Here is a 14,656-nt window from a genome sequence, read left to right as displayed (position 1 = left end):
CCTTCCCCGACTTTTATCGCGGTTGGGCTTCCCGCGCGAACTCTTCCGTCTCAAATTGAGAGTGACAATCTAAAAACCTAAACTTTTCCTAATAGATAACCGAATGAAAAAGAATGAAATCGGTTCTCTTTCTATCTCTATTTTCATTCGTTATTTTGACTTCTTGCACGAACGTTCAACGTGCACCAAGCTCTGAAATGTATGATGCAGATCGCGCCAGTCGCGTGCAAGAAATTGATCTCGAACTTTCTAAGTATTGGAATAACGATTGGCGCGCAAGCCAACAAATTTTTCAAACGCAAAAGCCAGGTTCCCCGAATCAAACTCTCTTTGATGGCAACCTTTTAAATGATCCAACGACTCGAAATCAAGTGCAGGCTCTGGTTAACGAAAGACAGCTTCACATCAATCAACTTTCTTCCAAATTGCAATTGCGCGAATGGTCAGGTTTAGGTCCCTGGTTTGAAGCCACGTTCCGTCAGCGTCTTTTTGAAAAAGAAGAAGTGATGGAAGTTAAAAACCTCGACGATTTTAAACTGGGCTTAACAAGAAATGCATTCCCTTTGGAGCACAATTTCTATCGCTCTTACACCGTCCGCTTTCTCAATCTGTTGCCGGCTCAAAGCAGCCATTTTGCCGGAGACAGGGATGACAATCGTCAGAAGTATTTGAAGGCGCGTCTTGAGTGTAACAACGATATTATTTATGACGATGGTTTCTTGTTCTTCACAAGTGAACGCCGCAATCGTGTTTACGAATTCAACTGGTATTACAACAAGGTCAACGGCCAACGTGTTCGCGTGAAGTTTTCATCGGCAGTCAAACATTGCCAGTTCAAGTTTTACGATCCAGAAGTATCGTCAACGTGGACTCACGGCTTTGAACTTATGGATATCGCCGAATCGACAAACGAATGGATTAAACTCACCAATCAAATCGATATTTGCGCACGTCCAGAAGGAAACTTTGGCAGAACTCCCCAAGGGTTTTTCTGGCAGCAAGATTTTAATTTCACGACGTGCCCTCAGTCCTTTGAAAAAATGGTGAACTTGCGCGATCCATATATATCCATGAATCGAAAAGTTCTTGCAATTACGGGATCAGGACTTTCACGCAAAGAGTTCAACAATAAAAACCCAATGGCGCCTTTGGATTTTTCAAAAGCGCCACACTTTGATGTGCTTTGGGTTTCTTCACTGAACTTCTCTGCCGACTTTTACGGAATGATCATGGCCAGAGCACTTCGCTACCACGCAGAACGTGGAACACAGGTTCGCATTCTGGTTCCTGAAGTCACGATGACCAAGAAAGACAAACATATTCTGGAGTGGCTGCAGGTCGGCGTGCCAAATGTCAAAGTGCAATACTATAAATACCGTCTTTCAGAAAAGAACGATGGTGGTTGGCTGGATAAATTCCATCGCGTCAATCATACCAAACTTATTATGGGTCATTCGGCGACAGATCCCAAAGCAAGCTTCCTCATCACCGGCGGTCGCAATATTCGCGACTCTTACATTTTTAGTGATACGCCTTTTTATAAAGCTTATAAGTTTTTGAAAAACTATGGCGAGGGTGAAGAAGCTTATATTTACTATAATGACTTCGAGATGGAACTGCGCGGATATGAATTTGTCAAATCCGTGATGTCACAAATGTTGGCGTTCTGGATGCGTGATCCAGAAACTCAACGTTTCCGCTCTACAAACGTCAATATTCCGCAAGTGGCGAACGCCGATCAGGTCAGTCGTCTAACGGCTTTACCCAAACTCTATCCACTGGTTCGTCATATCATGTCGTTGCCATTTTTCGACGGCTATCAGTTGGAGAAGTTCTACATCAATATGATTGATTCCGCTCAGACTGAACTTCTCCTAACAACGCCTTACTTCCGTCCTTCTGTGGCTATCAGTGCGGCTTTAGACCGTGCCGTTCAACGCGGAGTAAAAGTGAAGATCATAACGCGCATTCATCTCGCAGGAGATGGAACTCCACAAATTGCGGAAGACGTGAACAAACAAGGTGTAAATAGACATCTTAGTAATGTCGATATCTACGAATGGACCGATGAAAAGTCCATTCTGCACGCCAAAATTTTGGTGATTGACCGTAAGCTGAGCTTTGTGAGCAGCGTGAATTTAAACCGTCGCAGTTTTATTCATGACACGGAAAGTGGCGCTTTGATCTTGCATGAACCTACAGCGGAAGAATTGCGCACTGAAGTTTTGAACTTCTTACGCCAGGGCCGCAAAATCACCAGCCAAGAGAGAATTTCTTGGATCAACGGTACCTTGATTGATTGGGCGGATTCTTACTTCTAAAAACTAACGAAAATGAGCCATGGGAGGCACTAACTCTTCGGGCTCTACACTCGCAAAAGCCAAGGGCCGGGCCTTCTCTAAAAACTCAGTGTACTTTTTTGAAGAGACGTCAGCGAATTGTCTTAACTTTTCTTCGTCCATCGAAAAATTTCCAGAAACCTTGCAGGCACTGGAACGAGAACATCTCTCGGTCGACTTAATCCACTGTTCTCCGCTTCGCTGATAAGAAAGATACTTAAAACCTTCCGCCGAGTTTCCAGAGATGACCACAGCCTTTTGCACTTTGTTCTTTGCTTGATTAACGAACAGCGCTTGCAAGTCGTGAACTTTGGAAACACCACCCTTGACTGGATTCATATTCACTTTGGCAATCATACGAAAATGACGCGTTTTCGATGGATCACTCCATTCATAGCGAAGATTTCCGGTTTTTCTTTCAATCCACATCGACCATCCGGCTGTGGAGTGCGCCCCGACGTACTTTTTATCCTGGCGGGTGTATAGAGAAAACGAAGTGTCGCCTTGAGCTTTGATTTGAACTTTGTGATCCCACGCTGACAGATCATGGTTCGGCGGCAGAGTCTCGCTCCGCACCTCCACTTGCGCTAAGACTTGTTTGCCGACTTGATTTTCACACTCTTTAGGAATTTTTAGATTGGTCTGTTTTCTCCACTGACCGTCATAAGAAAGCAGATGGTGGCGTTCCAAACTGCAAAGAATTTGTTCTTCTTTAACAATTTCCGCAATCAGCGACTTAACACGATCACCGTGTTCATCTGCCCCGAAATCCACCTCAGGAAAGCTCTTCCAGGTATTCAGAAGAAAAGAAAATACTACTGCCATCATCATACGCCCCTATCTAAGAGGACTTTTATGTGGATTGCAAAACAAAAATGTGTTGATTTTGTACAAAGAGGCAGAACCTTCGTCGAGCTTTCACAGTTCCTCCAAGATATGCGACAAGAACTCGTGTAAACTGACAAATATGTATAAATACCTCATTTTACCTCTCATTTTGTTGGCGCTCTGTTCGTGCCAACAGAGACCTACTCTCGGCCCGGGAGATGAGGACCATTTAGCCAGCGCCGCTCAAGCGGACTGTGGGTTTGTACAAAACGCTTACGGACAGAGAGTTTCCTGGAAAAAAAATATTCCCGTCAATCTTGAGATCCACAAAGATTATCCTCCGGAACACGAAGAGGTGTTAAAACGCGCAGCTCAGCATTGGAATGATGCAGCCGGAATGACTTTATTTAATTTCGTTCGCAGCGAAAACGTCCTCTCTGAAAAGGCCAGCAAAGACACCGTCAACACAGTTCATTGGATGCGCGAGTGGCCGGATAATCAAAAAAATTTGCAAGCCTTGACGAACCTTTATTGGAGAACCAATCAGCTCTACGAATCTGACGTTGCAGTTAACAATAAGAATTTTAATTTCTTTAACGACACCGCAACGACGCCTTATGATGTCCATCTTGAAAGCCTGCTTATCCACGAACTAGGCCACGTCTTGGGATTAAAACACCGAAGCACGGTTCCCAGCGTGATGTGGGCGGTTTTAAATGGTGCCGTTAAAAGAGACACGCTGACAAACGCCGACCGAGAAACAATTAAATGCGAGTATTGAGATGAAGAAAAAAACTCCTCTACAAAAAACTTCGCGCATGATGAGCCTGATAATTTTATTGGCGGCGTTGCCTTTTGGTTTGATGTTTCTTGATAAAAAAATGTCTTCGAAAAGAGATGTCGCCAATGACGGAAGCATCGGAAGCAGTAGCGCCTCTGAAGACAAAGATCTTTCCGAGGCTTCTCCTGAAGAATTTAAAAAAGCTTTTAAGTATCAAGTTTTAAAGGACGCTTCTCTCGTTGAAACATCGGCGGGTCCCGGCGTGCGTTTGGGGTTGTTCTTAATGAAGAACGAAAGTGGCAACAAAGTTTTCGTCTGTGATCAATACCCCACAGTCGATCTTATTTTTGCCGCGGAAGGTGTGGCTTTCTCGGGTGAAATTCCGCAAATGGTGGTGCGCAGCCCTTGCGTTGTCAGCGCAGACCAAGCCCACATCGAAGCCCTCCCCATTCCTTTTTCTCAGATTGTACAGAGTCCTTTGCAACAGTATGAATTTAAAACAAGCCTTCCTAACTCGCGTGAGCAAGGAAGTGTTTTCTTCCGCAATGTCGTTGAATTTTGGCCCACAGAGTGGACCTGGATCGGTGTTAAATTTTATGGAAAAAATCCTGAAGACACTTTGCAGATCAATGGCTATGAAGTGATCTCGGTCTTAGGTGAGCCTTTGATTATCAAGGCCCCTGTTAACGAATAGGTTCAAAACTCGGAACATAGCGAACTTTGTCTTCACCTTTAGCTTCCGCTTCATAGGCTTCGTAATTGCGGCGGTGTTTTTCCACGTCGCGAGCAATCTGTTCGTCAATCTCTCTGTTCTTACCATCGTTAAATGTATCCATGGCTACGGCGGTCTTTGTTGTATCGGGCTGCCAGATATCGCCAACGTAAATGGCGTTGCCATCAAAAAACTGAACTTCTTTTTCAAAACGGATGCGCTTGTCGTAAAAGATGTAGGTCCAACGGTCTTTGCCATGAAAGCGCTGGGTGCGAGTGGGAGTTCCCATCAAATCTAAAACGTCGTCCTTTTCCATGCCCGGTTTTACTTCAGAAAACTGATTGAGCATAGATGTCTGACAAGCTGTCGTTAGCAGCCCTACTAACACGACAGGAATAGCCAAATATCGGAGCATAGTTCCCCCATCCTTCTACGTTACCAGTTTACTTGGATCCGTTAAAGGTCGCCACTTTCTTTTGTCTCATTTTGAAACGTTTTTTAACTTGGCCCAAGGCCGGGGTTAGATTTCTCCCCGGCCTTTTCGTTTAATTCGAACTCGCAGGTCCTTGCTGATCTGTTTCCATTTCTTTCGATCTTCAGCGAGTTTCTGCGGGTCATTTTTCCGATCTTGATGGGACACTTCCCTTTGCAGCTTCAGATAACTTTCCCATCTGTCCTCTTGCAAAGTTCCCTCTTCCAAAGCGGCTCGAATCGCACAACCCGGCTCGCTTTGATGATGGCAATCGCGAAAACGACACGACTCTCCCAGACTCACGATATCGTCAAAGAGTCCGTGAAGACCTTCTTCCTGATCGACCAAAGCAAGTTGCCTCATGCCCGGCGTGTCCATTAAAAGTGCGCCTTCGGGTAAGCGATACAGCGAACGCGATGTCGTCGTGTGGCGCCCCCGATCGTCGTCTTCACGGGCACTTTGTGTTTTAATCATGTCGTCGCCTAAAAAGAAATTCGTCAAAGTCGACTTACCGACACCCGATGAACCCATAAGCACCACGGTCTTGCCTGGTTTTAAATAAGTTTTTAGAACCTCGCACGTTGCAGGATCAAAAACGCTGACTCCATGAACAGGAACACCTACATAGGTCTCTTCCAATTCCTGAATCAGGGCCGCTGCATCTTCGGCAAGATCCATTTTGCTAAGAACCAATACCGGCGAAGCACCGCTATCCCACGTCATACTTAAATAGCGATCCAAACGTTTTAAGTTCATATCCCTATTCATCGAAGTGACGATAAAGACCACGTCCATATTGGCAGCAACGACCTGCACGCCTTGACCAGGGTCTTTGCGATAAAAACAAGAACGTCTTGCTAGAACTTTTTGTATCAAAGCTCTGTCCTGATGTTCCTCTTGCTTACATAAAACCCAGTCACCGACGGCAGGAAAAGCCCCTGAATCCTGTTCGTGGTCATGGCGAAAACGACCCGAGATCTGCGCCCAGAAAGTTTGATCGTCACCCATGGCGATACGATATAAATCCCTTTCCTGACCAATCACGCGAGCGATCTGTAGGTTCTCATTTTGTTCTAATTGTTGTTCAAAAAATACGTCCCACCCCAATGGGATGAGGTTTGAATATAAATTCACGCAATAACTCCAAATAAATTTTAATTAAAAAATAAAGCGGAGCTCTCGTGGATTTTTGAATTTAAATTCGAAATTGAATTAAGACTGAAACCCAAGAGAGCTGTGGTTTGATTTAAAGAATGTGACAATCATAAGCCCTCCTTGAAATGGGTTGATGTAAAAAGATATTACTTCTTAAGAATCACAGGGTCAACTAGGCTCGGTGCGGGTTCTTGCGCCTGTTTCTTTTTTACAGACTTATTATTAAAACTAGTTATTGAGGACGCTTTTTGCTTCTGCAGAAGCTTCCTCGGCTACATTTTTAAGCTCTCGACAAGTTTCTTTATACTGTGTAGGGCAGATCTTGGAGGCATTCTCAATAATTTTGTCAACATCATCATAATTGGCAGTCGCATTAACATGTCTTTTCACAAAGAGAGAAAGGTCTTTTTTTGAATTGATCATCGTGACCACGTTTACAAAATCTTTTGCTAGAGATTTCACGACGATATCTGTTACTGCTTCCGAATACCCTCCATCATCACACGCTTTGTTTCTTTGGAACGCAATAAATACTTCTTCGACTCCTTTAGCATTCCACTTTTTATTTATACTGACTTTGCCAACAGCTGCTCTGAGAGCTTTACAGACATTGACATCTTCAGCATACGTCGATAACGAAACACACGTGATCATGATTAGCAAAATAATATTGATCAATCTATACATAAATTTTCACTCACGAAAACCGAAAATATATTCAAGATAAAAAGAGAAGAAAACATCAAATAACAGGCCAAATTTGCTTGAACGAGATCCCGAACTGCTACACACCATTGGCAAAAGCTTTTGAGGATTCCCAAAAAAATCAAGTTATGGCACGTTTAGCAATAAAAAATATAACTAGAATGACCAATAGACAATACGAAGCGAACAAACGTCGCGAATACTCCTGCATTTGCTTTTCAAAACGTGGGTCAACAAAAGACCTCCATCTACCGCTAAAAGGAAAAATTCTTACGCAAAATCTTGCTTTAAAGCTGTGAGTATTTAGAACGTCGTTTCCAGGGTAGCTCTCTGCTACCCATCTTGACATGATGATTGAGATTGTAAGTAAGGCAAAAGTTACTGCCGTAAAAATGATTCTCATAACGTAAATCCTAGAATGAAGGGATTAAAACCGCCACGGCAAGACATTCTCCAAAACTCTCTGGATATCCTCCAAGATCATTTAATGCTTTGCCAGCTTCTTGCTCCAAACGTAAAGCATCCTGAGTGCTTCTGCTAAGAATACTCTCCAACTCTGCCAGTCTATTTGTATCAGGGCAAGGCTTAGAAACCTCGTCGAGAATGGCTTGTCGGCTTTTTATTGCAGCTTGTCTTGCTGCTTTCAATGCATCATTTATACTTAAATAACTTTTTACATCATTGTATCCCGTGGCTGCGAAATAACCAATACATGCCGTCACTGCAACTGCACTCTTTCCTTCGGGATCAAATTTGTTAATCGGGTCATTGGCCGCATATCCAAACAAATTCGTGTCACCGCCACCAAAAAGAATAGGGTCCTTAGAGGTCCATCTGCCAGTTTCAGGATCATAATCCCGCATCCCAAATCTTATTAAACCTGTATCCCGATCATATAAACCGCCAGCAAATCCAAAAGGACTGATCGAATCAATTCTCTCCGTGGATGGAATTCCAAACTCATCAAACTGCAATTCTTCTAAAATATTTCCTGTTAGAGAGTCTACCACAAAGCGAGGAGTACCCACATGGTTCGAAATAATTTGATATTCGCGTCCTTTATAAATCATGTAATCAGGTACATTAGCCTTGGAACCATAAACAAATCTCTTAACGAGATTTCCATCCTTATCGAGTTCCGCAGCTATCTGATTTTGAGACTGGTAAATAAAACCTTGCACTAACTTACCATCTACCATTTTTCCAATTCGACGATTAAGGCCATCCACGATATAATCAATCCGCTTATTTGTCGGAAGAAGAACAGCTCGTAAGTTTCCAAAGGCATCGTAAAAATATTTCGTTTTCTTTAATATTTGCTTTCCTGATTTCTGCGAAACATGTTCTATTTTTTCACTTAAATCGCCGTTTGCCGTGTACTTAAAATCAAACGGGCCATACTTTAGCAATCTATCCTGCTCATCATAAATACCAACAAATTGTCCTAGTCCATTTTTCGTGTATACTCTGTTACCGTTCGAGTCGTACTTGTATTCGTGTACCAACGAGCCGTATGAATATACACCCACCAAACGTCCATCTGAATCGTATTCGTATTCAGCCTTGGAAGCGGAACCTTTAATTTTTTCGCTAATCGCTAAAATTCGTCCGTACTTATCATGCACATATTTATAATCAATAACTTCCTTACTGAGGCTTCTGTAACTATTCGACTTTATCTTGCCATAACTGTCATACGAGCTAGCACTTTTCAATATACCTATATTCGACCCGACGATGGCGCCCACACTATTTAGCTGATATTCCATATTACCGATTGATGTTAGAACTCCGTCTTTGTCGTAGGAGTTAGCAATAGAAGATGTCGCTCCTTTGCTATCGCTCACGGAAATTGCAGATAGAGACCTGTCTTGAGCATAAAAATAACCTACTTTCCCTCGGACCGGACCCGCATACTCTATGGACGACAAAAGATTCCCTATATATTGATTCGAAATTGTTTCTCCAGAAGGTGAAACAACAGATTTCACGAGATTTGACTGTGGCAAATAGTCAAACAGGTACGTTTCACCATCCGTATTGATAGAAGTTAACAATCCGGTATCGGCTCCATAATTCATTTCAATTTTTTTACCGTCAGGTCGATAAATAGCGATGGGCTGCTGATCTAAATTGTACTTATAAAGTGTTGAACCCGTAACCCAAGCGCTAACTTGGGGTGGCAAATACTCACCGACAAGTTCAAATAAATTATAAACAAACTTGTGCATCTTACGACCTGCAGGAGCAATACCGATCATGTTTCCATTGGCATCGTAACTCATCGAAACACTATTGCCGCTCGGAGAAATTTTTTGAGTCACTCGATTCGCACCGTCGTACCTATACTGCGTAACTCGGCCATAATAATCCGTGCTAGATTCTAAGTTGCCAAATTCGTCGTAAGCAAAGGACATTGTTCTATCACCTTGCTGAATTGAGCTAACTCGACCACGGCCATCATAATTAAAAAGTGTTGGCGTTAAATTTCCCTTTTGCACACTTGCCACTTGTCCGTTCACACTAAGGGTCTGATGAACCTTACGTCCTTCGGCAGAAGTAGATGTTAACACTCTTTCCGAAGAATTATATTCTGAAGTAAAAACTCTCGAAGAATCGTTTTGCAAAGTTGTCGTCACTCTTAAAGACGCTAAACTTAGCGGATCATTTTCGTCCGATAAAACAGCAGAAATACTTTTGCTAATTATAGTTGAAATTGATTGATCCGGATATGTAACGCTATCTGAACTCGTATAAGATGCCATTGAACCAAAACGTGGGTCGTCTGTATATGACGTGGAATGTACAATCCCATGCGAATCCACAGATGAGCTTCCATCTTTTGTATTTGTGGAACTCGAGCTAGCGCCGTACGAACTCACCGTGGATCTTTGCGAGTCGCCTAAAACTACTGAGGAGATATATTGGGTCGTTCTATTCATTGCTGTCGTTTTTGTGACGGTTTGCTTTAATGTTGAAGCATCAAATAAACGAAGAAAGCTTACGAAATCTCCACCCGCTCCTTGATCCTTCACGACAAGGCCTTCCTCGTCATAAGTAACGATACTCTTTTGTCCCGCTGGCTTTTGGAATCCAATAATAAATCCATTTGCATTTATGTCGACGCTATATGTCTCATTGTTGGGGTTCGTCACAGATTTAAGCCATCCATTATTATCAAAAAGAATTCTTGTTCTTTGACCATAAGGTGAAACTATTTCAACTTGAGCGTCGGTGAAGACAAAAGACGTTACGTTATTATATTGATCCGAGATCGACTGAATACGATTTTGCTCATCGTAAGCAATAAAAAAAATTAAGTTTCCGATAAGAGTATTCTTTGTTTGTAAATGTTTTCCATTTGAATCAAAGAAGTAAATCTCAGTACCCGATGAATTTGTCGCGTAATAACCTGTCTCGGTTTCCACTGCTTCTACGGGACGAGAGGAACCATCGCCAGAATACAATACTCTTTTAAAAGGATCATAAGAATGAACTATACTTGGGGACCAACCACCAAGGCCAAAACCTTTAACGCTAAAAGGGTACTTCGGTCGCAGTCTGCTACTTGAATAGGCTAGGAAGAATGGTACACCCGTCAGAGGAATTTGTTCTTCCAAGGATAATGAATCTACATTGATCGATGAATGGGCAGGAACATTGCAACTAAGAGCGGAATCATCTGGTGGGAGTTCTTCAGCAGCGATACCGTTTCCGGATAAAGACCAAGTCACAGTCGAATTCGTAGAATTTCGCATTGAAAAAACAACATTCCCCGATCGCTCTCCTTCTGACTCGGGTGCAAATTCAACGGTTTCTTTGCAGCATCGACCAATACCAATATTTTTACCTGTACATCTATCTGAGTCCATTTTGAACCCAGCTCCGGAGGCGTGCACCCCGGCAACCGTAACGTATGGTGGTGAGCAACTCTCTGCGTGACAAACAGCGCATACCTGGACTGATAGAGCGGCGGAGCTTCCTATCTCCACATCTCCGAAATTTCTGTCGGCCTTAATAAGCACGGTACCCACGCTAACTTCAGTGGACGGTAGACTTCCCCTTCCCACTGAGCAGATGAATCCGGACAGCAAAATGGTCGTCCAAAACTTAAAAATTCCATTTTTCATAAAACGCCCGCCAATCTTTAAAAATGTATATTCTCTAGTTCTACTGAGTAACAGATAAGATGATACGCGTTTCAGCGAAGCGAGATTTTATTCCATCCAAAACCAAATAGTAAGAATCGATAATTTTTGAAAGGTCATCAATTTCCATTTGGTAGTACGCTTCGAGATATGGATCTTCTGTATTGTCTTTTAAAACAATCTGTTCCGCTCTTCTTTTTTCAGCTTTTGTGATTGCATCTCTCAGTTTATTGGATCTTGCTTTGTTACGAACCCAAAGAGTGCCAACAATTTCGTGATCACCCACGCTATTGAATTCATCAAATGTGGTTTTAATGAGGTAGTGATCCGGTGTCTCCTCGAAAATTTCGTAAATAGCTTCTTCATCAATCGTTGCTGAAATAATCGTTTCTTGAGGCCCATCCAATTGACCAATTAAGTTAGTATAGACATGAGCATTTAGTACAGCAGTCTCACCTGAACTATAGGTGTTATCCGCATGATCAGTGGTAATAACGAGAGCAGGATGTAGTGGAGCACGGCTTTCTTGCGCACTTGATACCGACAGATTAATTGCTTTGGTCTCGACTAAAAGACGATGAACGATCAGGTTATTTTCTAAAGAAATTAAATCTGCGCGATCTCGGTCTATAGCTTGCTGAAGCAAATTCCTTTTTGTCGGATTCGTTTCAGTGCTCAATTTTTCTTGCAAAAAAATGATTTCCTTTTGAAGACCCGCCATGGCAATCGTGGTATCTTTCGCAAATTTTTTATCCTGAAAGTATGCCTTTATCTCAAATTCGAAATTTCCTTCTGCATTAAATATTGGCGTTACTGCAGAAGAAATCGAATCGGATATTTTTATAAGCTTGATCGCATTTCCATCGAGCTTACCTTCCAAGTAGACCTCCACCGCCGGATTATTCGGCTGGGTAGATACTGTTGCCATAAGTACAGCTTGGTCTCCGATTTGATAAAAAACTTTATCAGAGCTCAACTCCACAAAGGCCGGGGCTGCCGCTAAAGAAAAACTCGACTTCAGAAATAATAAAGCTAGCAAGAAGCGTTTCATATTAATTTACCTCCGTTGCATTTCCAGTGAAAGAGATTGTAAATGGCTGCGAGTAACCTCTCACTTTCAGCATTATAGTGCCCCCATAAGCTCCAGCCTGAGATGGCGTAAATATTGGTTCAATCCACAGAGCATTTGGCTCCCAGCCGTTTCCGAAATCGAAAGGTAAAGAGTTCCACGATTTATTAAAACTGAATACTCCTTGTGATGGACCTCCGATTTGCACAAGCTCAACCTCAGTCAAACGAAATACGCCAGGGCAGTAGCCGATAAACCTATTGCAAAAATCAATCATTCCTAAACTTGAGTTTTGGCCCAGTGGAGTATCATTAAAGTTAAATGTTATTGATGTATTCTGAGGTGCCGATAATCGTTGTCCAGATAAATTAACAATCAGGGGAAGCCCTTCATCTGTCGTCTTCCAGATTAATTTGCCCTCGCCGTTCACCGGAAAGTTTTCTAATGGTGTCATGATTTGTAGTTCAAAAACCTGTCCGGGTAACAACGAGATTCCTTCTTGCGGGAAGTTAGTAGATGCTCCAATAAGAGTAACCAAAGGCTCACTCGTTAAGCTAACCGTCCGATTAGAAGTATTCTTCACAAAGACATTGGTGACAGAGGTTTCATCATATGTTGGGGCCAACTGAAGAAATGAGATAATCTCGTTGGAGTTAGCTGAATCAGCATAAAGTCTAACAATTGACTCTTGCGGACGGAATACAAATGGAAGATCTATAGACGTGAGCGGTTTCTCCAGTATAACCACTTTTGCATTCCCGCTCTTTATTTCCGTTCCGATTTGTCCATTCCAAGATGTATGAATACAAGCTAAGGGAAGTATTTCGGTAAAGCCAAGTCCAAGATAAAAACCAACACCAGAAACCAGCTGCAAAGAAATTTTCGATGACTTGTTATTACAAATTGTTAGTGTTCCACCAGCAGGCAAGCTCACAGGTCCTGTAATATCAACGGAGGAAGGAATAATAGTAATGGGCGCTAGCGATCCAACCGTCACGGTGGTCAAACTAGGTACACTCGATTTACTTCCATTGTTCACCGTAAGAGCCAGCACCCATGTTCCCTCAGTTAATGCAACAAAGGTTGGGTTCACAACATCATTCCCAGAAAAAGTACCGTCACCACCACTAGCCAATGCGGGTCTCGAGACAATTGACCAACTATAAGACAAGTTTGAACCCGCAGGATCATAAGATTGTGACCCATCTAACTGAATCGGTTCGCCGACTTTACCATTGGTCGGCAAACCAGCGAAGGCTGTAGGATATGCCTGTTGAGAGTTCTGATTCCCATCCAATGCAAAGAAAGCATTCTCTAGTTTTGAGATTACATCTTCTCCGTTGATGGTTTTCGTAACCTCGATTGAATTCAGCCCTGCAGCAAGTGCAGGAGTTATAAATTCAATCTTCGATGATGAGATATTCAATTGTGAAAGGGGGATAGTTGTAGTTCCAATTTTAAGGGAGATAACGTTATCCAAATTCTGCCCATGGATTGTCACACCTGTGCCACCATTTATATCACCACTCTGCGGTTGAACTGCAGTGATTTTTGGATATACGGCACTAGAAGAATCTGCTTCCATGACATAAAATCTTTCAGTCTTCGTACCAACTGGACGCTTCAAAGCGCTCAATGTGTTTTCAAGATCAAATTTCTGTCGAGATTTTTCGTCAATCAATCGTTGAATTTCTGTCTTCTTCTTAGAATCTCTTTCACGATTCAGATCTGAGCTAAGACGAACAAGCTCTTGATTAAGAGCTGTCATTGCTTTCCTAATTTCCTGAGCTGCCGCTTGATCCTCCAACCACAGTTGCAGATCTAGCTTATGTTCGCCCAAGGTTTGCACAAGCGTGGGCTGTAGAATCCAAAGCCCAGGACCGCGACTTAGAAGAGTAACATCCTTGCCATCAAGCTTACCGGAAACAATTGGACGGATTTGACCATTGCCTGCGTATTCCGTTTTAAGCTCCACAAAAGCAGTTATTTTATCACCTTGTTTTGGATCCAATGGCGAAAGCCTAATTGATGCCAAAGAGAATTGCGGGCTTTCATTCAAAGCTTGAATAAATGAATTAAAAGCTGAAGCTCTCGTGGAATAAAATTTCGCTTTAGCAGCGAAACTTGCCTGCGCCACAAGTATTAGTATCAATGTTAGGACGTATTTGAACATTGCCATCTCCATGAATTATTTTTTGTTTATCATCAGATTTTAACATTTCAAGTTTGGCAAATATCAACAGTTTTTTATTTATCATAATGCATCAATTTTTGTTTGTTTATAAATTGAAGGTTTGAGTGAAGAAACAACATAGAATAAAAAAAGTCCCCAGCTGGTAAACAACTTATAATGAATAGAGTATTTGGATTTGAACTAAATACTAGATAACAAAGAGTTCTTTTAAAACACTTTCGTTTTCACTCACTAAATCTCTTAATATTTTGCT

General features: G+C 42.3%; 10 protein-coding genes. 3 read left to right on the top strand and 7 right to left on the bottom strand.

The genetic code is table 11. The features are described 5' to 3' along the window. Window positions 1-113: 113 nt before the first annotated feature. A complete protein-coding gene (locus tag ACL934_RS01570; protein ID WP_374077037.1) occupies window positions 114-2,321 on the top strand; it encodes a phospholipase D-like domain-containing protein in 2,208 nt (735 codons plus the stop codon). 3 nt (window positions 2,322-2,324) lie between these two features. On the opposite strand, the gene ACL934_RS01565 is transcribed toward ACL934_RS01570, so the two are convergent. Next, complete coding sequence (locus ACL934_RS01565) at window positions 2,325-3,170, bottom strand: hypothetical protein (protein ID WP_374077035.1); 846 nt, start codon at window positions 3,168-3,170, stop codon at window positions 2,325-2,327. A 136-nt stretch (window positions 3,171-3,306) separates the two neighbouring features. Between ACL934_RS01565 and ACL934_RS01560 the strand changes: the two genes are divergently transcribed. Both ACL934_RS01560 and ACL934_RS01555 read left to right on the top strand, forming a co-directional pair. Then, window positions 3,307-3,948 carry a matrixin family metalloprotease gene (locus ACL934_RS01560; protein WP_374077033.1) on the top strand — a complete coding sequence of 214 codons (642 nt, stop codon included), beginning with the start codon at window positions 3,307-3,309 and terminating at the stop codon, window positions 3,946-3,948. Between the two features lies 1 nt (window position 3,949). After that, window positions 3,950-4,642, top strand: a complete 693-nt coding sequence (locus ACL934_RS01555; protein WP_374077031.1) for a hypothetical protein — start codon at window positions 3,950-3,952, stop codon at window positions 4,640-4,642. Here ACL934_RS01555 and ACL934_RS01550 read toward each other — a convergent pair. From ACL934_RS01550 to ACL934_RS01525, 6 genes are all read right to left on the bottom strand, one after another. After that, entirely contained in the window at window positions 4,632-5,075 is a 444-nt protein-coding gene (locus ACL934_RS01550; protein ID WP_374077029.1) for an outer membrane protein assembly factor BamE, read from the bottom strand. The genes ACL934_RS01555 and ACL934_RS01550 overlap by 11 nt on opposite strands. 105 nt (window positions 5,076-5,180) lie before the next feature. Further along, a complete protein-coding gene (gene rsgA / locus ACL934_RS01545; protein ID WP_374077027.1) occupies window positions 5,181-6,266 on the bottom strand; it encodes a ribosome small subunit-dependent GTPase A in 1,086 nt (361 codons plus the stop codon). 249 nt (window positions 6,267-6,515) lie between these two features. Beyond that, window positions 6,516-6,974: a hypothetical protein gene (locus ACL934_RS01540; RefSeq protein ID WP_374077025.1), complete on the bottom strand. Its 459-nt coding sequence runs from the start codon at window positions 6,972-6,974 to the stop codon at window positions 6,516-6,518. Between the two features lie 431 nt (window positions 6,975-7,405). Next, on the bottom strand, window positions 7,406-11,122 hold the full coding sequence (locus ACL934_RS01535) for an RHS repeat domain-containing protein (protein ID WP_374077024.1): 3,717 nt from the start codon (window positions 11,120-11,122) through the stop codon (window positions 7,406-7,408). A gap of 40 nt (window positions 11,123-11,162) precedes the next feature. Continuing rightward, entirely contained in the window at window positions 11,163-12,191 is a 1,029-nt protein-coding gene (locus ACL934_RS01530) for a hypothetical protein (protein ID WP_374077023.1), read from the bottom strand. A 1-nt stretch (window position 12,192) separates the two neighbouring features. Next, window positions 12,193-14,382, bottom strand: a complete 2,190-nt coding sequence (locus ACL934_RS01525; protein WP_374077021.1) for an IPT/TIG domain-containing protein — start codon at window positions 14,380-14,382, stop codon at window positions 12,193-12,195. Between the last annotated feature and the right edge of the window lie 274 nt (window positions 14,383-14,656).

The sequence above is a fragment of the Bdellovibrio sp. HCB-110 genome (assembly GCF_047323225.1).
GTDB lineage: Bacteria > Bdellovibrionota > Bdellovibrionia > Bdellovibrionales > Bdellovibrionaceae > Bdellovibrio.
The sequence above is the reverse complement of the archived record's forward strand: the minus strand, read 5'-3'. Positions and strand labels throughout refer to the sequence as shown.

Excerpts from the sequence above, each read along its gene's own strand:
- ACL934_RS01540 (WP_374077025.1), bottom strand. The coding sequence starts at position 6,974 with ATGTATAGATTGATCAATATTATTTTGCTAATCATGATCACGTGTGTT.
- ACL934_RS01570 (WP_374077037.1), top strand. The coding sequence starts at position 114 with ATGAAATCGGTTCTCTTTCTATCTCTATTTTCATTCGTTATTTTGACT.
- ACL934_RS01560 (WP_374077033.1), top strand. The coding sequence starts at position 3,307 with ATGTATAAATACCTCATTTTACCTCTCATTTTGTTGGCGCTCTGTTCG.
- ACL934_RS01525 (WP_374077021.1), bottom strand. The coding sequence starts at position 14,382 with ATGTTCAAATACGTCCTAACATTGATACTAATACTTGTGGCGCAGGCA.
- ACL934_RS01530 (WP_374077023.1), bottom strand. The coding sequence starts at position 12,191 with ATGAAACGCTTCTTGCTAGCTTTATTATTTCTGAAGTCGAGTTTTTCT.
- ACL934_RS01565 (WP_374077035.1), bottom strand. The coding sequence starts at position 3,170 with ATGATGATGGCAGTAGTATTTTCTTTTCTTCTGAATACCTGGAAGAGC.
- ACL934_RS01535 (WP_374077024.1), bottom strand. The coding sequence starts at position 11,122 with ATGAAAAATGGAATTTTTAAGTTTTGGACGACCATTTTGCTGTCCGGA.
- ACL934_RS01555 (WP_374077031.1), top strand. The coding sequence starts at position 3,950 with ATGAAGAAAAAAACTCCTCTACAAAAAACTTCGCGCATGATGAGCCTG.
- ACL934_RS01550 (WP_374077029.1), bottom strand. The coding sequence starts at position 5,075 with ATGCTCCGATATTTGGCTATTCCTGTCGTGTTAGTAGGGCTGCTAACG.